Annotated in this window: 13 protein-coding genes and 6 tRNA genes; 14 read left to right on the top strand and 5 right to left on the bottom strand. The window is 61.1% G+C overall.

Translation table 11 applies throughout. From position 1 onward, the window contains the following. Positions 1–72: 72 nt before the first annotated feature. Both AB5Y81_RS08845 and AB5Y81_RS08850 read left to right on the top strand, forming a co-directional pair. Complete coding sequence (locus tag AB5Y81_RS08845; protein ID WP_017765335.1) at positions 73–600, top strand: hypothetical protein; 528 nt, start codon at positions 73–75, stop codon at positions 598–600. A gap of 9 nt (positions 601–609) precedes the next feature. After that, the gene (locus tag AB5Y81_RS08850; RefSeq protein ID WP_279485255.1) at positions 610–2,208 is read left to right on the top strand and encodes a BCCT family transporter; all 1,599 of its coding nucleotides are present in this window, start codon (positions 610–612) and stop codon (positions 2,206–2,208) included. A gap of 72 nt (positions 2,209–2,280) precedes the next feature. Here AB5Y81_RS08850 and mutS read toward each other — a convergent pair whose 3' ends face one another. After that, a complete protein-coding gene (gene mutS, locus AB5Y81_RS08855) occupies positions 2,281–4,863 on the bottom strand; it encodes a DNA mismatch repair protein MutS (RefSeq protein WP_279485256.1) in 2,583 nt (860 codons plus the stop codon). 216 nt (positions 4,864–5,079) lie between these two features. Here mutS and pncC point away from each other — a divergent pair, with 216 nt between their 5' ends. The 12 genes from pncC to AB5Y81_RS08915 all read left to right on the top strand — a co-directional run bounded on the left by pncC (position 5,080) and on the right by AB5Y81_RS08915 (position 12,711). Beyond that, positions 5,080–5,571: a nicotinamide-nucleotide amidase gene (pncC, locus tag AB5Y81_RS08860; RefSeq protein ID WP_201899962.1), complete on the top strand. Its 492-nt coding sequence runs from the start codon at positions 5,080–5,082 to the stop codon at positions 5,569–5,571. Between the two features lie 79 nt (positions 5,572–5,650). Continuing rightward, entirely contained in the window at positions 5,651–6,715 is a 1,065-nt protein-coding gene (gene recA, locus AB5Y81_RS08865) for a recombinase RecA (RefSeq protein WP_279485257.1), read from the top strand. 41 nt (positions 6,716–6,756) lie between these two features. Beyond that, complete coding sequence (locus tag AB5Y81_RS08870; RefSeq protein WP_025201156.1) at positions 6,757–7,266, top strand: regulatory protein RecX; 510 nt, start codon at positions 6,757–6,759, stop codon at positions 7,264–7,266. 397 nt (positions 7,267–7,663) lie between these two features. After that, positions 7,664–10,288, top strand: a complete 2,625-nt coding sequence (alaS, locus tag AB5Y81_RS08875) for an alanine--tRNA ligase (protein WP_279485258.1) — start codon at positions 7,664–7,666, stop codon at positions 10,286–10,288. A 16-nt stretch (positions 10,289–10,304) separates the two neighbouring features. After that, a complete protein-coding gene (locus AB5Y81_RS08880) occupies positions 10,305–11,552 on the top strand; it encodes an aspartate kinase (RefSeq protein WP_005305167.1) in 1,248 nt (415 codons plus the stop codon). Between the two features lie 93 nt (positions 11,553–11,645). Then, a complete protein-coding gene (gene csrA, locus AB5Y81_RS08885; protein WP_005305164.1) occupies positions 11,646–11,834 on the top strand; it encodes a carbon storage regulator CsrA in 189 nt (62 codons plus the stop codon). Positions 11,835–12,048: 214 nt separating this feature from the next. Next, positions 12,049–12,141: transfer RNA gene (locus AB5Y81_RS08890), tRNA-Ser, on the top strand. Positions 12,142–12,144: 3 nt separating this feature from the next. Then, positions 12,145–12,221, top strand: a tRNA-Arg gene (locus AB5Y81_RS08895). A 99-nt stretch (positions 12,222–12,320) separates the two neighbouring features. Beyond that, positions 12,321–12,397 (top strand) — tRNA-Arg (locus AB5Y81_RS08900). A 26-nt stretch (positions 12,398–12,423) separates the two neighbouring features. Continuing rightward, positions 12,424–12,500: transfer RNA gene (locus AB5Y81_RS08905), tRNA-Arg, on the top strand. Positions 12,501–12,529: 29 nt separating this feature from the next. Beyond that, a tRNA-Arg gene (locus AB5Y81_RS08910) sits at positions 12,530–12,606 on the top strand. A 28-nt stretch (positions 12,607–12,634) separates the two neighbouring features. Beyond that, positions 12,635–12,711 (top strand) — tRNA-Arg (locus AB5Y81_RS08915). 403 nt (positions 12,712–13,114) lie between these two features. Here AB5Y81_RS08915 and pbpG read toward each other — a convergent pair. From pbpG to AB5Y81_RS08935, 4 genes are all read right to left on the bottom strand, one after another. Next, on the bottom strand, positions 13,115–13,942 hold the full coding sequence (gene pbpG, locus AB5Y81_RS08920) for a D-alanyl-D-alanine endopeptidase (RefSeq protein ID WP_005305161.1): 828 nt from the start codon (positions 13,940–13,942) through the stop codon (positions 13,115–13,117). A gap of 137 nt (positions 13,943–14,079) precedes the next feature. Further along, a complete protein-coding gene (locus AB5Y81_RS08925) occupies positions 14,080–14,745 on the bottom strand; it encodes a DedA family protein (protein WP_005305157.1) in 666 nt (221 codons plus the stop codon). An 18-nt stretch (positions 14,746–14,763) separates the two neighbouring features. Continuing rightward, positions 14,764–16,056 (bottom strand): hemolysin family protein, encoded by a 1,293-nt coding sequence (locus AB5Y81_RS08930; protein ID WP_010636087.1) that lies wholly within the window; start codon positions 16,054–16,056, stop codon positions 14,764–14,766. Between the two features lie 186 nt (positions 16,057–16,242). After that, on the bottom strand, positions 16,243–19,107 hold the full coding sequence (locus AB5Y81_RS08935; protein WP_279485259.1) for a valine--tRNA ligase: 2,865 nt from the start codon (positions 19,105–19,107) through the stop codon (positions 16,243–16,245). Positions 19,108–19,135: the final 28 nt, after the last annotated feature.

The raw sequence follows: 19,135 nt of genomic DNA on the forward strand, positions 1-19,135 counted from the left end.
TGCTCTAATTATTTTGTGTTAGGGTAATGAGCTTTCCCCCTATTTTCCCCTGCTGTTTCGAGGAGCAAGATGATGAGTGACGAACTGGACATCAAAGCGCTGGTGGCCGACCTTCGAGTGGTCAGAGTCCGCTATGAACTGCCTGACACCTCGGCTTTCGTGCGTTACCAGCCCGCCTATGATGAAGACCCCAACAACCTCAAGGTGCATCACTACGATGGTGAGTTGCCGCTATCCTGCAGCGAGACGGGTTCTTTCAACCTAAAGGAGTTGGTAAACGAATTACGCTATGCCTATGTGCTGGTGCACCTCTTCCCGGACGAGAGCGCCATGAACTTCTACCTGACCGGCCTCGATACCGGGCTGGCCCAGCTGGAGTTCATCGGCGGCTCCTACGACTTCAACCGGCTCTGGATCACCAGCGGCATCTCCAACCTTGGTGTGCCCATGGCCATCTTCCTCGGCAAGCGCCACGCGGTGAACGGTCAGCCCTCCGTCAGCCTGGTGGACCACAGAGCGCAGACGGCCGGCAAGCTGGTCTACCGCGCCATCGGCGGCGCCGGTGATCACGTGGGTGAAGACTTTTTCAACAACGACTAAGGAGGCCAGATGAGAGCAAACAAAGGGCTGTTCAAAGGCCTCAACCCGACCATGGCCATGACGGCGCTCACCGTCATCACCCTGTTCCTGCTGTTCGGGATGTTCGTCCCCGAAACCGCCGCCACCTGGTTCGTGGGGGCCAAGGACAAGATCATCGCCGGGTTCAAGTGGTACTACATCCTGGTGGTCGCCCTGTTCCTGTTCTTCGCCATCTATCTGATGTTCAGCCGCTTCGGCAGCATCCGGCTGGGTGACGACGACCAGGTACCGGAATTCGGCTACTTCGCCTGGTTCGCCATGCTGTTCAGCGCCGGCATGGGAATAGGACTGGTGTTCTGGAGCATCGCCGAGCCCATGTACCACCTGCAGGGCAACCCCTTCGTCACCGAAGGGATGACCCCGGAGGCGGCCCAGATCGCCATGCGTCTCACCTTCTTCCACTGGGGCCTGCACCCCTGGGCCATCTACGTGATCGTCGGCCTGTCGCTCGCCTTCTTCAGCTACCGGCGCAAGCTGCCGCTGGCCATCCGCTCCGTGCTCTATCCGCTGCTCGGCGATCGCATCTACGGTTTCTGGGGTCACGCCGCCGACGTGCTGGCGGTGTTTGGTACCGTGTTCGGGGTGGCGACCTCCCTTGGCCTGGGGGTCTCCCAGATGAATACCGGCCTCAACCAGATGTTCGGCATGGAAGTATCGCAGGCGAACCAGCTCTGGCTCATCGGCGGCATCAGCCTGATCGCCACCCTGTCGGCGGTCTCCGGCGTCGGACGCGGGGTGAAGATCCTCTCCGAGCTCAATATCTGGTTGAGCGTGTTCGTGCTGGGCCTCTTCCTGGTGCTGGGGCCGACCACCTACATCCTCAACGCCTATGTGCAGAACATAGGTGACTACCTGCAGAACATCGTCAAGCTGAGCTTCTGGACCAACACCGAGGCTAACGGCACCTCGGCCTGGCAGTCGAGCTGGACCGCGTTTTACTGGGGCTGGTGGATTGCGTGGGCGCCTTTTGTCGGCATGTTCATCGCACGCATCTCCAAGGGGCGTACCATCCGCGAGTTCGTGCTCGGTGTCTTGCTGGTGCCCTCCCTGCTCGGCATGTTCTGGCTCACAGTGTTCGGCGGTACTGCCATGAATCTGGAGCTGTTCGGCAGTGGCGGCGTGGTGGCCGCGGTCAATCAGGATGTCACCCTGGCGCTCTACAAGACGGTGGAGCTGCTGCACTGGGAGACCTTCGGCTGGATCGCCAAGGGGGTGCTGACCCTGCTCATCTGTACCTACTTCATCACCTCCAGCGACTCGGGCACCCTGGTCATTACGACTCTGCTCTCCATCGGGGATCAGGATCCCCCCGTGCTGCACCGTGCCGTCTGGGGGCTGGGTCAGGGGCTGGTGGCCGCCATTCTGCTGGTATCCGGCGGACTGGCCGCCCTGCAGGCCGCCAGCATCATAGCCGCGCTGCCCTTCTCGGTGATCATGCTGGCCATGTGCTACTCCCTGATGCTGGGCCTCAAGCAGGAGAGTCAGCACCAGTTCGAGTATCGCCAGAAGCTCAAGCGCCACGAGGGCTCAACCCACATGAGCCTGATGGACAGGATAGGGCCGGCCTGACGACAGGCCGAACCATGAAAACGAAAAGGGGAACCTCACGGTTCCCCTTTTTATTGCTGTGTTGGTGACGGGTTACAGCATCTGCTTGAGGCGATAGAGCAGGTCAAGCGCCTGGCGCGGGGTCAGCTCGTCCGGGCGCACCGCTTCCAGCTCATCAACTACAGGATGGCTCTGTGGCGGCAGGGCGACCGGGGCCGGGCGTACTTCGCCGGCGGCCACCGGGGTGGCGCTCTCCAGCTCGTGCAGCTTGTGACGGGCCTGCTGGATCACCGATTTCGGAACCCCCGCCAGCGCCGCTACCTGCAGACCGTAGGAACGATTGGCCGCCCCCTCCTGCACCGCGTGCATGAAGGCGATGGTGTCGCCGTGTTCCACCGCATCCAGATGGACGTTGGCGAGCCCGCTCATCAGCTCCGGCAAGCGGGTCAGCTCGAAGTAGTGGGTGGCAAACAGGGTGTAGGCGCCAATCTTGCTTGCCAGCTGCTCGGCGCAGGCCCATGCCAGCGAGAGGCCGTCGTAGGTGCTGGTGCCGCGGCCAATCTCGTCCATCAGCACCAGACTGCGGGCGGTGGCGTTGTTGAGGATATTGGCGGTTTCGGTCATCTCCACCATAAAGGTGGAGCGGCCGGAGGCGAGATCGTCCGACGCCCCGATGCGGGTAAAGATACGGTCGATGGGGCCGATGCGGGCGCTGTCGGCCGGCACGAAGGCGCCGATATGGGCCAACAGCACGATGAGCGCAGTCTGGCGCATGTAGGTGGATTTACCGCCCATGTTGGGGCCGGTGATGATCAGCATCCGCCGCTCCCGCTCCAGCCGGATGGGGTTGGCGATGAAGGGGTCGGTCATCACCTGCTCCACCACCGGATGGCGGCCCGCTTCGATCAGGATCTGATCTTCGTCGATGAGTTGCGGGCAACGGTAGTTCAGGGTCTCGGCCCGCTCCGCCAGGTTGGCCAGCACGTCCAGCTCCGCCAGCGCGGCAGCGGACTCCTGCAGATCGCCGAGGTGCGGCAGCAGGGCATCGAGCAGCTCCTCGTAGAGGCGTTTCTCCAGCGCCAGCGCCTGAGCCTGGGCGGTGAGTACCTTGTCCTCGTACTTCTTGAGCTCATCGATGATGTAGCGCTCGTTGTTTTTCAGCGTCTGGCGGCGGATGTAGTGGGCCGGCACCAGATGGCTGTTGGCTCGGCTCACCTCGATATAGAAGCCGTGCACCTTGTTGTAACCCACCTTGAGGGTGTTGATGCCGGTCAGCAGCCGTTCGCGCTCCTCGATACGGGCCAGGCTGGCGGTGGCGCCGTTGGCCAGATCCCGCAGCTCGTCCAGATCGGTGTTGAACCCTTCGCGGATGACGCCGCCATCGCGAATGAGCACCGGCGGCACCTCCATCACGGCGCGCTCCAGCAGGTCCAGCAGCTTGGGGAAGGTACTGGCCCGCTCGCGCAGCTGCTGCACCGCCTCGTGCTCGCTGCCCGCAAGCAAGCGCTGCAGTTCCGGCAGCTGGGCGAAGGCCTGGCGCAGCCGGGTGAGGTCACGCGGACGGGCAGAGCGCAGGGCCAGGCGCGCCAGCACCCGCTCCACGTCGCCGACCTGGCGCAGCAATCCACCCAGCTCGTCGTAAAGGTTCTGCTCGATGAGCTCCTTGATGGTGCTCTGGCGCCCTTTGAGGATCACCCGGTCGCGGATCGGCTGGTGGATCCAGCGCTTGAGCAGCCGGCTCCCCATGGGGGTGGCGGTGCAGTCCAGCACGGCGGAGAGAGTGTTGTCGTGGCCGCCGGCCAGGTTCTGGGTCAGCTCCAGATTGCGGCGGGTGGCGGCATCCATGATGACCGCATGATCGGGCTGCTCGAGGCGTACGCTGCGAATGTGGGGCAGGGCGGTGCGCTGGGTGTCTTTCACGTACTGCATCAGGCAGCCGGCAGCGCACAGGGCGGTCTCGCTCTGCTCGACCCCGAAGCCCACCAGATCCTGGGTGCCGAACTGCTGGCACAAGAGCTTGCGGGCGGTGCCGAGCTCGAATTCCCACTCCGGGCGGCGGCGCAGACCGCGGCGACCCTCGACGTGGTGCAGGTAGGCGAAGGATTCCGGGTAGAGCAGCTCGGCCGGGTTGGTGCGCTGCAGCTCCGCCAGCAGGGTCTCTTCTTTCTCGAACTGGTTGATGAAGAAGCGGCCGGAGCCGATGTCCATGGTGCCATAGCCGAAGCGGCGGCCATCGTGATAGACGGCGGCGATCAGGTTGTCCTGCCGCTCGCTGAGCAGCGCCTCGTCGGAAACGGTGCCCGGGGTGATGATGCGAATGACCTTGCGCTCCACCGGCCCCTTGCTGGTGGCGGGATCCCCCACCTGTTCACAGATGGCGGCCGATTCGCCCAGCTGCACCAGCTTGGCGAGATACCCTTCGATGGCGTGATAGGGCACGCCTGCCATCGGAATGGGGCTGCCGGCCGACTGGCCACGCTTGGTCAGGGAGATGTCGAGCAGCTGGGAGGCCTTGCGAGCATCGTCGTAGAACAGTTCGTAGAAGTCGCCCATCCGGTAGAACAGCAGGATCTCCGGGTTCTCGGCCTTGAGGGTCAGATACTGCTGCATCATGGGCGTGTGGGCGCTGAGGTTGGCGCCTGGCGTGGCGCCGGTGGCTTGGTGTTGTGCGGTCATGTGCTATTCCAGAAGGGGCCTCTGCGGGCCTGTGTCTGCGGTGATGAGCCTTGAGCTTGATGGCGCCATTCTACACATAAGCGGCGTGGCGGGGGAGGTCGGGGATCACGACCCTCCGTGTAGGCAGAGGCATCAGCCTGGTGAGCGGCGTTCAGTTGCGGCAGGCGGCGGCGGGATCGCATAATGTGCCTCTTGCACGCATCAGAGGGAGTCGCGATGAAACTGGACGCAGAGATAGAGCACCTCGCCATCGAGCTGGGGCGGGCCCTTGGCCAGCGAGGCTGGCTGGCGGCCACCGCCGAATCCTGTACCGGCGGCGGAGTGGCCACGGCCATCACCGACATCGCGGGCAGCTCAGGCTGGTTCGATCGTGGCTTTGTCACCTACACCAATGAGGCTAAGCAGCAGATGCTGGGGGTGAGTGACGAAAGCCTGGAGCAGCACGGCGCGGTGAGTGAGGCGGTGGTGCTGGAGATGGCCTGCGGCGCGCTGGCCCACTCGTCGGCTTCCATCAGTGTCGCCATCAGCGGCATCGCCGGCCCCGGCGGCGCCACCGAGGGCAAACCGGTCGGCACCGTCTGGTTTGCCTGGGCCGACTGCAACGGCCGCCACCACTCCCTGCTGGCCCGTTTCGACGGGGATCGCCGGCAGGTGCGTCAGCAGGCGGTGAGACAGGCCTTGTCGGGTCTGTTGGCCCTGCTCAGATAAATTGGGCTTGATACTGTATGAATAGACAGTATACTTAGCCCAACTTCATTTTTACTCACGATTTCCAGCGGAGATTGGCATGGATCAGAACAAACAGAAGGCACTGGCGGCTGCGCTGGGTCAGATTGAAAAGCAGTTCGGCAAAGGTTCCATCATGCGTCTGGGCGACAGCAAGACCATGGATATTGAAGCCATCTCCACCGGCTCCCTCTCTCTGGACGTAGCGCTGGGGATCGGTGGTCTGCCGTGCGGTCGTATCGTCGAGATCTATGGCCCGGAATCTTCCGGTAAAACCACGCTGACCCTGCAGGTGATCGCCGAAGCCCAGAAGAAGGGCAAGACCTGTGCCTTCGTCGATGCTGAGCACGCACTGGATCCCATCTATGCTGCCAAGCTGGGCGTCAACGTCGACGACCTGCTCATCTCCCAGCCAGACACAGGTGAACAGGCGCTGGAGATCTGCGACATGCTGGTGCGCTCCAATGCAGTTGACGTCATCATCGTCGACTCCGTGGCGGCCCTGACCCCGAAAGCGGAAATCGAAGGCGAAATGGGTGACTCCCACGTCGGCCTGCAGGCTCGTCTGATGTCCCAGGCGCTGCGCAAGCTGACCGCCAACATCAAGAACGCCAACTGCCTGTGCATCTTCATCAACCAGATCCGGATGAAAATTGGCGTCATGTTCGGCAGCCCGGAGACCACTACCGGTGGTAACGCGCTCAAGTTCTACGCCTCCGTGCGTCTGGATATCCGTCGTACCGGCGCCATCAAGGAAGGTGACGAAGTGGTTGGTAACGAGACCCGCGTCAAGGTAGTGAAGAACAAGGTAGCCCCTCCCTTCAAGCAGGCCGAATTCCAGATCTTCTACGGTGCCGGCATCTCCAAAGAGGGCGAGCTGGTGGATCTCGGCGTCAAGCACAAGCTGATCGACAAGGCCGGTGCCTGGTACAGCTACAACGGCGAGAAGATCGGTCAGGGCAAGGCCAACGTCATGAAGCTGTTCGCCGAGAACAAGGCGCTGGCTGGCGAAGTGGAAGCCAAGCTGCGCGAGTTGCTGCTCTCCGGCGCCGCGCTGGTGGAGGAGAAGCCCTCCGCTGCCGAGTACGACGAGTTTGAAGCCGAAAACGAACAAGAGTTCGAATAAGAGCGAAAGGAAGGCCGGGTTGATACCCGGCCTTGTCATTTATGGTTGATGAATCCGTTACCGAACCGGTTGAGCCCGCCGAACCGAGCTTTGCAGAGCAGCTGGCGGCCGCCCGTGCCTACGCCATGCGCAGTCTGGCCCGTCGCGAGAGTGCCGAGTCTGAGCTGGCCAGACGCCTGCGCCAGCAGGGCTATCAGGAAGAGGTGATCGAGGCGGTAGTCGACTACTGCCGCGGTTACAACTGGGTCAATGACGAGCGCTATGGTGCCATGGCGGTGCGGGCGGGCGCCGCCAAGGGGCATGGCCCGCTCAAGATCCGTTTCGACCTGCGCCGCAAGGGGCTGGACGATGGCCAGATCGATGCCGCCTTCGAGCAACCCGAGCTGGACTGGTTCGAACTCGCCCTCGAGCTGTTGGAACGACGGGCCAACCTAGCCGACCTGGCCGACTTCAAGCTGCGGATGAAGTGGCTCAAGTATCTGCTGGGGCGCGGCTTTAGCCAGGATCAGGCCCGTTATGCCATCTCTGCCCTGCAGGAGCGGGAGGAGTAGAACGGCGATGTTTGTGCTGGGATCTTGAGATGACTCGAGAGACGAGAGCCCCATCGCCGTACACCTGCTCTCTTCATTTCCGCTTTGCCGGCGCCTGGTCGCCGGTTTCCATCTGCCGACCAGGCCATTATGACGCCTGTGCAAGATTTTCCCTGCCTGTTCATAGGCTTGTCAGTGCAGATTGATGAAAGCCAGGTTCTCCCTGTCTTGACCCTCTTTTCATGCCGCTTTTTCTCCTGTTGATGGTGAAAAAAGCCGCGGTTGGCAGCGGGGCGCTTTTCCGGCCCGTTTATGTGCGCTTTTTCGCCCGTGGCGGCCCTGTCCGTTTTACTTTACCCCGCAGAAAACTTACATTAATGCGGTTAAAAGTCCGTATTCGAATCAAGCAGGATTTTCCATGTATATGTCCACGTCTGAGATACGCGCTGCGTTTCTCGAGTATTTCCGTTCCCAGGGGCACCAGGTTGTCTCCTCCAGCTCGCTGGTACCGCATAACGACCCGACCCTGTTGTTTACCAACGCGGGTATGAACCAGTTCAAGGACGTGTTCCTTGGCGCAGACAAGCGTGCCTACAACCGCGCGACGACCTCCCAGCGTTGCGTGCGTGCCGGTGGTAAGCACAACGATCTGGAAAACGTCGGCTATACCGCTCGTCATCACACCTTCTTCGAGATGCTGGGCAACTTCAGCTTCGGCGATTACTTCAAGCAGGATGCCATCAAGTTTGCATGGGGCTTCCTGACCGAGGTGCTGCAACTGCCGAAAGAACGCCTGCTGGTGACCGTCTACGCGACTGACGATGAAGCCTTCGACATCTGGGAAAAAGAGGTCGGTGTGCCGGCCGATCGCATCGTGCGCATCGGTGACAACAAGGGCGCCCCGTACGCTTCCGACAACTTCTGGGCCATGGGCGATACCGGCCCGTGCGGTCCCTGCACCGAGATCTTCTATGACCACGGCGATCACATCTGGGGTGGCCGTCCCGGCTCACCGGAAGAGGATGGCGACCGTTTCATCGAGATCTGGAACGTGGTGTTCATGCAGTTCAACCGTCAGGCTGACGGCGCCATGGAGCCGCTGCCGCGCCCGTCCGTGGATACCGGCATGGGTCTGGAGCGAATCTCCGCCATCATGCAGGGGGTTCACTCCAACTACGAAATCGACATCTTCCAGGCGCTGATCAAGAAAGCGGCCGAGATTGTCGGCACCACCGATCTGAGCAACCAGTCCCTGCGCGTCATCGCGGACCACATCCGCTCCTGCGCCTTCCTGGTGGCTGACGGCGTCATGCCCTCCAACGAAGGTCGCGGCTACGTGCTGCGCCGCATCATCCGCCGCGCCGTGCGTCACGGTCGCAAGCTGGGCGCCACCGATGTCTTCTTCTACAAGCTGGCCGCCGAACTGGCAGCCCAGATGAAGGATGTCGCTGCCGAGCTGATCGCCCAGCTGCCGCTGGTCGAGCGCGTGCTGCGCATCGAAGAGGAGCAGTTCGTCCGCACCCTGGACCGCGGTCTGCTGCTGCTGGAAGACGCTCTGGCCAACCTGGGCGATGCCAAGGTCATTCCGGGCGAAGTGGTGTTCAAGCTATATGACACCTATGGCTTCCCGGCCGACCTGACTGCCGACGTGGTGCGCGAGCGCGAGATCGGCATCGACGAAGAGGGCTTCAAGGCCGAGATGGAGAAGCAGCGTGCTCGTGCCAAGGAAGCATCCAGCTTCGGCGTGAACTACAACGAGATGCTCAAACTCGACTTCGAGACCCCTTTCACCGGTTACAAGACCCTGACCGAGCGCACCCGTGTGGTCGGCATCTACAAGGGCGTGGACGAGGTGAGCGGTCTCATCGCCGGTGACGAAGCTGTCATCGTGCTGGAGCAGACCCCCTTCTACGCCGAGTCCGGCGGCCAGATCGGCGACAGCGGCACCCTGAAAGTGGACGACGGCATCTTTGCCGTGACCGATACCGTCAAAGCGGGCAAGGCGATCATCCACAAGGGCTACATGGAGCTGGGCACCCTGGAGAAAGGGGCCGAGGTCGAGGCCGTGGTCGATGGCGACCGTCGTCAGGCCATCGCCCTGAACCACTCGGTGACTCACTTGCTGCACGCGGCCCTGCGTCAGGCGCTGGGCGAGCACGTGACCCAGAAAGGCTCTCTGGTCGGGGCCGAGCGCATGCGCTTTGACTTCTCCCACTTCGAGGGGATGACCATGGCGACCATTCGCCGGGTCGAGGAGCTGGTCAACAACCAGATCCGTGCCAACCACGAAATCATCACCCAGCTGATGGGCCTGGAAGAGGCCAAGTCGGCCGGCGCCATGGCGCTGTTCGGTGAAAAATACGAAGACGACGTGCGCGTGGTGCGCATGGGCGACTACTCCACCGAGCTGTGCGGCGGTACCCACGCCAAGCGCACCGGTGACATCGGCTTCTTCAAGATCATCGCCGAGAGCGGCATCGCCGCCGGCGTGCGCCGCATCGAAGCGGTGACCGGCAAGGCCGCCATCGACTTCATGCATCAGGTCGGTGAGCAGATCGAAGAGGCTGCCGCGCTGGTGAAGGGCGATCAGTTCAGCATCGCTGACAAGGTTCGCCAGGTGCTGGACAAGGCCAAGATGATGGAACGCGAGCTGGAGCAGCTCAAGGCCAAGCTGGCCGCCCAGGCCGGTAACGACCTGCTGGGTCAGGTCATCGAGATCAAGGGCCAGAAGGTGCTGGTTGCAGCGCTGGAAGGGGCCGATCCGAAATCCCTGCGCGGCATGCTGGACGAACTGAAGAACCAGATGAAGTCTGGCGTGGTGCTGCTGGCCACCAGCGGCGAGGGCAAGGTCAACCTCATCGCGGGTGTCACCAACGACCTGACCGGCAAGGTCAAGGCCGGTGAGCTGGTCAATCTGGTGGCCCAGCAGGTGGGTGGCAAGGGCGGTGGTCGTCCCGACATGGCCCAGGCGGGTGGTACCCAGCCTGAGGCAGTGCCGGCGGCCCTGCAATCCGTACACTCCTGGCTGGAAGAGCGCCTGTAATCGGGCGAGGTGATCTGTGGCACTCTATGTACAGAAGTACGGCGGCACCTCGGTCGGCACGCTGGAGCGAATCGAGGCGGTAGCTGAGCGGGTCGAACAGACCCGCGCCCAGGGACATGACGTGGTGGTGGTGGTCTCCGCCATGTCGGGCGAAACCAACCGGTTGCTGGGCATGGCCCAGCAGCTGGATCCTGATGCCAACCGGCGCGAGATGGATGTGCTGGTCTCCACCGGTGAACAGGTCACCATAGCGCTGCTGGCCATCGCGTTGAACAAACGCGGTTGCCCCGCAGTCTCGATGACCGGTGATCAGGTTCGCATTCACACCGATTCCGCCTATGGCAAGGCGCGCATCACCCACATCGACACCGACCGGGTTCAGGCTGAACTGGGCGCGGGCAAGGTGGTGGTGATCGCGGGCTTCCAGGGTCGTGACGAGCACAATGCCATCACCACCCTGGGGCGCGGTGGCTCCGACACCACGGCGGTCGCCGTGGCGGCGGCCATCAAGGCCGATGAGTGCCAGATCTTTACCGACGTGGACGGGGTCTATACCACGGATCCGCGCATCGAGCCCAAGGCGCGTCGTCTCGACACCATCACCTTCGAGGAGATGCTGGAGATGGCCAGCCTGGGCGCCAAGGTGCTGCAGATCCGTTCGGTGGAGTTCGCGGGCAAGTACCGCGTGCCGCTGCGGGTGCTGTCGAGCTTTGTCGAGGGAGAGGGAACGTTAATCACATATGGAGGTGAGAGGATGGAAGCTCCCCTGGTATCCGGGATAGCGTTCAATCGCAACGAAGCCAGCCTGACCATTCTGGGTGTGCCGGACCGGCCCACCGTGGCAGCGCAGATCCTGAATCCGATCAGCGACGCCAACATTGATGTCGACATGATAGTGCAGAACACGCTGGGCGATGGCACCGCCGATTTCACCTTCACGGTGAATCGCGATGACTATCGCCGGGCGCGCGCCCTGCTGGAGGAGACCGCCAGCGAGCTGGGGGCCGCCTGTGTGCAGGGCAACGGTGAGATCGCCAAGGTTTCCATCGTCGGAGTCGGGATGTGGAACCATCCTGGCGTCGCCCGCACCATGTTCAAGGTATTGGGCGAGGAGGGGATCAACATGCAGTTGATTTCCACCTCTGAAATCAAGATATCCGTGGTGATTGACGAGAAGTACCTGGAGCTGGCAGTGCGTGCTTTGCACTCCGCTTTTGGGCTGGATCAGGAGCCTCATGAGCAGCCCTTGGGAAACAATCCCTGATTGATTTAGTTTCAACCATTTACCATATCGGTATCTTTGTAAGATAATGTCGCATATCGATATAAATACAAAACAGGATACAGGAGCAAGCGAATGCTTATTTTGACTCGTCGTGTAGGGGAAACCCTGATGATTGGTGACGAAGTGACTGTCACCGTGCTGGGCGTGAAAGGCAACCAGGTTCGTATCGGCGTGAACGCACCGAAAGAAGTTTCCGTGCACCGCGAAGAGATCTATCAGCGCATCCAGGCCGAGAAAGTACCGGGTCAATCCGGCTTCTAAGCGGCATCAATGGCTGTGACAAGGCGACACCTCATGTGTCGCCTTTTGTTTTTTCAGAGCGCCGAAAATGGCGGTGCAGGGGGCGAAAGAGCGGTATAAGTGTCGATATTGCTTGAATATTCCACGCTTTGGCCAAATACCGAGCGAACGCACTTTTTTCTCCAAAAAAGTGTTTGACTAAAAATCCCTGTGAAGTATTATCAGCCCCGCAAACGGAGAGGTGGCCGAGAGGCTGAAGGCGCTCCCCTGCTAAGGGAGTATGCGGCTTATACCCGCATCGGGGGTTCGAATCCCCCCTTCTCCGCCATTTGCGCCCGTAGCTCAGCTGGATAGAGTACCTGGCTACGAACCAGGTGGTCAGAGGTTCGAATCCTCTCGGGCGCACCATATTAGACTCACGATGAGTCATGTACTGGCAATCAGCAAGCCGGTACAACTGAAAAAGGCTTACTGTTGAGTAAGCTTTTTTTATCGCTTTAAATCAGGGCGCCCGTAGCTCAGCTGGATAGAGTACCTGGCTACGAACCAGGTGGTCAGAGGTTCGAATCCTCTCGGGCGCACCATTTAAAGCAAAATCAAAAGTTTATGAGCGCCCGTAGCTCAGCTGGATAGAGTACCTGGCTACGAACCAGGTGGTCAGAGGTTCGAATCCTCTCGGGCGCACCATTTTGAAAGCAGTACACAAAAGTTTGTGAGCGCCCGTAGCTCAGCTGGATAGAGTACCTGGCTACGAACCAGGTGGTCAGAGGTTCGAATCCTCTCGGGCGCACCATTTTGAAAGCAGTACCAAAAGTTGATGAGCGCCCGTAGCTCAGCTGGATAGAGTACCTGGCTACGAACCAGGTGGTCAGAGGTTCGAATCCTCTCGGGCGCACCATACAGACAGCCCCGACTTCGGTCGGGGCTGTTTTTTTATATGGCCGCTCCGGGTATGGGATACGACCCGGGTGGCTTGATACTCGTCTCTTCACCTCTTCACCTCTTCACCTCTTCACCTCTTTGCTTCAACTTTGTGGTTTCGCTGCTGAGATCGCGCTTCACCCATTCTGGTGGCAATCCGCAGCCCCGTGACAAGGGCTTCCACCCCTGCATGACGGGCGCTTGGCGCCTCTCCCTGCCTCCTGCGGCCCACTGCGCCGACTTTCGTGTGTGCATCCCTTGGTTCTCGGTCAATCCACGCCCCTTTCCGCTGATAAACCCGCTCAGAGGCGGGTAGAGGCGGTTTGCAGGCAATAAAAAAGGATGCCGCGGCATCCTTTTTCATCCCTGCAGTCCGGGTGTCAGCTTTTCAGCCATTTGCGAATGCGGTTGGCATCGCCGATGGGGGTGCGTTTGCCCACCGAGTTGAGCAGTACTATGGCCAGCTCCTGATTGTCCGGCTTGGCCCGCATCAGCAGGCAGCGGCCCGCTTCGTCGGTATAGCCGGTCTTGGAGAGGCGTACGTCCCAGTCCGGGTTCTTCACCAGCGGGTTGGTGTTGTTGAACATCAGGCTGTAGGCCGGCGTGCGAAAGCGCATGTCCTTGCTGGTGTCCTGGGTGAATTCGCGGATCAGCGGCTGGCGGTAGGCCGCCGCGATGAGCTTGGCCAGATCCTGGGCGGTGGAGACGTTGCGGGTCGACAGGCCGGTGGAGTCGTAGAAGCGGCTGTTGCGCATGCCCAGCTGTTTGGCCTTGTTGTTCATGGCTCGGATGAAGGCGGGACGGCCCCCCGGGTAGTGGCGGGCAAGCGCCGAGGCCATGCGGTTTTCAGAGGACATCAAGGCCAGATGCAGGGCATCGCGGCGGGTCACCTGGGTGCCCATCCTGACCCGCGAATAGGTGTGTTTGATGGCGTCTCTGTCGTTCTGGTCTATGGTCAGGGTCTGGCCGAGATCCTGGCGGGCATCCAGCACCACCAGCGCCGTCATCAGCTTGGTGAGGGAGGCGATGGGACGCACCTGGGTGGGATTCTTCTGGTAGAGGGTCTTGCCCGTTCTGACATCCATCACCAGTGCGCTGCTCGATTGCAGCTGCAGTTTGGCCGGGTTGGGGGCAGCCAATGCTGCTGGCAGTCCCAGCAGTCCAACCAATGCATAAACCAGCGCCATAGCGCTAACCCGACACCGCATACTACCGACTCCGTTCACATGGAAAAAAAGGCGCTAGATTCACTCATTTTTACCCTCGCTTGACAAGAGTGCCAGCGGGTAAATCACCATTATTTCGCTAAAAAAAGGCCATCTCGCGATGACCCTCTCTCTTTGCCTCAATCCCGTGGCGCACTGGCTTTGCGTTTGCTCAGCCAGCGCCAGATCAGCGCAATCAAACCGCCGACCAGCAGCACGATCGGCAGGCAGAGAATGATGCTAAGGAACTGGGACTGGTACTCTGCAGCCAGCTTGGTGTGACTGAGGAAGTAGCCGAAACCCACCAGCGGGCAGATCCACATGATGGAGCTGACCAGATTGACGATGAGAAAGCGCCCCTGGGGCAGTTCGGTGGCACCGACGATGTAGGGGTAGGCGGTGCGCACGAAGGCGATGTAGCGGGCGGTGATCAGGGTCACGATGCCGTATTTGTCCAGCAGGTAGTAAACCTTTTGCTGGTGCTTCTCTTCCACATGGGACAGCAGCCGGTGGTAGAGCTGGGTATGGCCCAGAAAACGCCCCTGCATGTAGCCGAGCCAGGTGCCGACGAAGGTGGCCAGGATCAGCAGCGGGATCACCCCGAGGGAGAGCACGTCCTGATAGATGAGCACGCCGGTCAGGATCAGCAGGCTGTCGCCGGGCAGAAAGGCGGTGGGAATGAAGCCGTTCTCCAGCACCAGAAAGGTCAATAACACACCGCAGACCATGAAGGCCATCTTGGGATCGGATAGCGTCACCAGATCCTGATGCATAAAGGCGTGGGCCAGTTGGTAAAACTGTTCCATAGTTGCAAACTCCGCAGGTTAGCTGGGTTGATCAAGCAAGGGCATGGCAAGCACCTTGTCGATGCGCAAACCATCCATGTCAACGATTTCCAGTTGCCACTGTTCCAGGGTGACCAGGTCTCCCGTCTGGGGAACACGACCAAGGAGCAGCATGATAAGCCCTCCGAGGGTGTGATAGTGATGTTTTTCTTCCTCCGGTAGCCGAACCAGTCCCAGACAGTCCTTCAATTCCGGCAGTGGAATGAGGCCGTCGAGCAGCCAGCTGCCGTCGGTACGCTGAAAAGCCCAGTTGTCGTCGCCATCTTCCTGCTGGAAGTCTCCGGCCAGGGTCTCCAGCAGATCCTGCTGGGTGACCAGCCCCTGCAGCTCGCCATATTCATCCACCACCAGCACCATGTGCTCGGCATGGGTGCGGAAGTGGTTGAGCAGCTCGAGGCCGTTGAGGGTCTCAGGCAGCAGGCTGCCATCCTGGGTCAATGCCGCCAGATCGATGGGCTCACCCTTGATATAGGCGTGCAGCACCTTGCTGACGTTGATGATGCCCACCAGTTCCGACAGGTTGCCGTCGCAGACCGGGAAGAAGCTGTGGCGATACTCCACCAGCCGCTGCAGGTTGACCTCCAGCGGCAGGGCGAGGTCGAGATAGCGGATGTCGCTGCGGGGCACCATCAGCGAGGAGAGGCTGCGCTCGTCGAGCCGGAACACATTCCGTAACATAGTGTGCTCGTGATCTTCGATGATCCCCGCTTCGGAGCCCTCCACCAGCATGGCGTGGATCTCCTCTTGGGTCACGTTGGCGCTGCCATCCTGGCTGACTCTCAGCAGTCGCAGGCTGGCCTTGGTGGAGGCCGACAGCAGCCAGACGAAGGGACGGGTGAGGGCGGCCAGCCACAACATGGGGCGGGCCACCAGGCAGGCGATGCGTTCGGCACTGATCTGGCCGAGCCGCTTGGGCACCAGTTCGCCGATGACGATGGAGAGATAGGTGACCACCACTATGACCAGCACGGTGGCGATGAGTCCGCTGCTCTTGGGGGTCATGCCCCACTCCTGCAGCCAGAGCGCCAGCGGCTGGGCCAGCAGGGATTCGCCGTAGATACCGTTGAGCAGACCGATACTGGTGATGCCGATCTGCACCGCGGAGAGAAAATGGGTGGGATCTTCGCTCAGCTTGAGCGCGATGGCGGCGGAGCGGCTCCCTTCGCTGACCATCTTGCTGAGGCGTGCCTTGCGTGCGGTGACGATGGCGATTTCCGACATGGCGAAAACGCCATTGAGCAAAATCAATCCAAACAGGATCAATATTTCCATACTGCGGCAGCACTCCTAGTAGAAAGATCGCTGGCAGTGTAATGAATTTGGGGGCGCTGCGCTTGTGAAAGCGGGTGATTTGGCTCGCTAATTTTGCATGACAACGCGCGAAATGAGGGGGAATGGTGGTGGGCGGGCAACAAAAAGCCCCCTGCAGGAGGGGGCTTTTGCGAGGCGGATGCCGGCTTACAGCGCGGCGATCTCGGCCTGTTGGGCTTCCAGCTTGGTCAGCTGGAGACGGTAATCTTCCAGCTTCTCGCGCTCCTTGGCGATGACCGCTTCCGGCGCCTTGGCGACGAAGGCTTCGTTGCCAAGCTTGCCTTCGATGCGGCCGCACTCGCCCACCAGACGGGCTACCTCTTTGGCCAGACGGGCCAGTTCGGCATCCTTGTCGATGAGACCAGCCATCGGGATCAGCAGCTCGGTGGCACCGATCAGCTTCTTCACCGACAGCGGCGCGGCTTCACATTCGCCAAGCACGCGGATGGATTCCAGACGGGCCAGCGACTTGAGGAAGGCCTCGTTGTCGGCTGCACGCTCGGCATCCTTGGCATCGCACTGGAGCAGCACGTTGAGCGGGACGCTCGGCGCTACGTTCATCTCGGCGCGGATGTTGCGGATGCTGACGATGAACTCCTTCACCCACTCCTGATCCGCCATCGCGGCGTCGTCCACCTTGGCGGCGTCGAACTCCGGGAAGGCCTGAATCATGATGGTGTCGGCGTGTACGCCGGTCAGCGGGGCGACCGATTTCCAGATGGTCTCGGTGATGAACGGGATGATCGGGTGTGCCAGACGCAGCAGGGTTTCCAGCACGGTCACGAGGGTGTGACGGGCAGCGCGCTGCTCGGCCTCGGAACCCTTGGTCAGTACCGGCTTGGTCAGCTCCAGATACCAGTCACAGAACTGGTTCCAGATAAATTCGTACAGCACGCCGGCCGCGATGTCGAAGCGGTAGGTATCGAGGGCGGTACGGAAGTCACGGATGGCCACCTGCAGCTGGGACTGGATCCAGCGATCCGCCAGACTGAACTGCATCTCGCCGCCATTCCCTTGCGAAGAGAAGCCACAATCCTGATCTTCGGTGTTCATCAGCACATAGCGGGAGGCGTTCCACAACTTGTTGCAGAAGTTGTTGTAGCCATCCAGGCGCTTCATGTCCCAGTTGATGTCACGACCGGTAGAGGCCAGCGCCGCCAGGGTGAAGCGCAGGGCGTCGGTACCGTGGGCCTCGATCCCTTCCGGGAACTGCTTGGCGGTACGCTTGCCGATCTTCTCGGCCATCTGCGGCTGCATCATGTTGCCGGTACGCTTCTCCAGCAGATCTTCCAGGCTGATACCGTCGATCATGTCGAGGGGATCCAGCACGTTGCCCTTGGACTTGGACATCTTCTGGCCTTCTTCATCACGGATGAGACCGGTGATGTAGACGGTTTTGAACGGCACTTGCGGCTGGCCGTTCTCGTCCTTGATGAAGTGCATGGTCATCATGATCATCCGGGCGATCCAGAAGAAGATGATGTCGAAGCCGCTCATCAGCACGTCGGTCGGGTGGAAGGTCTTGAGCGCCTCTGTGTTGTTCGGCCAGCCTAGGGTGGAGAAGGTCCACAGGGCGGAGCTGAACCAGGTGTCGAGCACGTCTTCGTCCTGACGCAGCACGGTCACGGACGGGATGCTGTGCTTGGCGCGCACTTCATCCTCGTTGCGACCCACGTAGACGTTGCCGGCGTCGTCATACCAAGCCGGGATGCGGTGACCCCACCACAGCTGACGGGAGACGCACCAGTCCTGAATGTCGCGCATCCAGGAGAAGTACATGTTTTCGTACTGCTTGGGCACGAACTGGATACGGCCATCTTCCACCGCCTCGATGGCGGTCTTGGCCATGGGCGCCACGCGCACGTACCACTGGTCGGTCAGCATCGGCTCGATGGGCACGCCGCCGCGATCGCCGTACGGCTGCTGCAGCACGTGATCCTTGATCTCGGCCAGCAGGCCCAGCTCGTCCAGCTTGGCGACGATGGCCTTGCGGGCGGCAAAGCGTTCCATCCCGGCGAACTCGGTCGGCAGGGTGGCGTCATAGGCGGTGCTGGGGTTGCCGTTGGAGTCAACCACTTCGGCCTCGGCGCGCACGTGGGCGTCCAGGGTGAAGATGTTGATCATCGGCAGGTTGTGGCGCTTGCCCACTTCGTTGTCGTTGAAGTCGTGGGCCGGGGTGATCTTCACGCAGCCGGTGCCCTTCTCCATGTCGGCGTGCTCGTCGGCGACGATGGGGATCAGACGGTTCACCAGCGGCAGCAGAATGTGCTGACCGATCAGCGCCTTGTAGCGCGGGTCTTCCGGGTTCACCGCGACGGCGGTATCACCCAGCATGGTTTCCGGACGGGTGGTGGCGACGATCAGGTGATCCTGGCCTTCGGCGGTCTTGGCGCCGTTGGCCAGCGGGTAGCGCAGGTGCCACATGTGGCCCTTGATCTCGCGGTTTTCCACTTCCAGATCAGAGATGGCGGTATTGAGCTTGGGATCCCAGTTCACCAGGCGCTTGCCGCGGTACATCAGGCCATCTTCGTAGAGACGGACGAACACTTCCTGCACGGCGGCGGAGAGGCCTTCATCCATGGTGAAGCGCTCGCGCTCCCAATCCACGGAGTCGCCCAGACGGCGCATCTGGCGGGTGATGGTGCCGCCGGACTCTTCCTTCCACTGCCAAATCTTGTCGATGAAGGCTTCCCGGCCATAATCGTGGCGGGTCTTGCCCTCTTCTGCGGCGATCTTGCGCTCAACCACCATCTGGGTGGCGATACCGGCGTGGTCGGTACCCGCCTGCCACAGGGTGTTCTTGCCCTGCATGCGGTTGTAGCGGATCAGGGTATCCATCAGGGTTTGCTGGAAGGCGTGACCCATGTGCAGGCTGCCGGTGACGTTCGGCGGCGGGATCATGATGCAGAAGGAGTCTTTGCTGGTGTCGCCGTGGGGCTTGAAGTAGCCCTGAGCTTCCCAGTGCTGGTAGAGCGCCTGTTCGATGGCGTTGTGATTAAAAGTCTTTTCCATGGTCTCGCCGTAATCTGGATGGATGGAT

Source organism: Aeromonas sp. s2 (assembly GCF_040907935.1).
GTDB classification, from domain to species: Bacteria; Pseudomonadota; Gammaproteobacteria; order Enterobacterales; family Aeromonadaceae; genus Aeromonas; species Aeromonas dhakensis.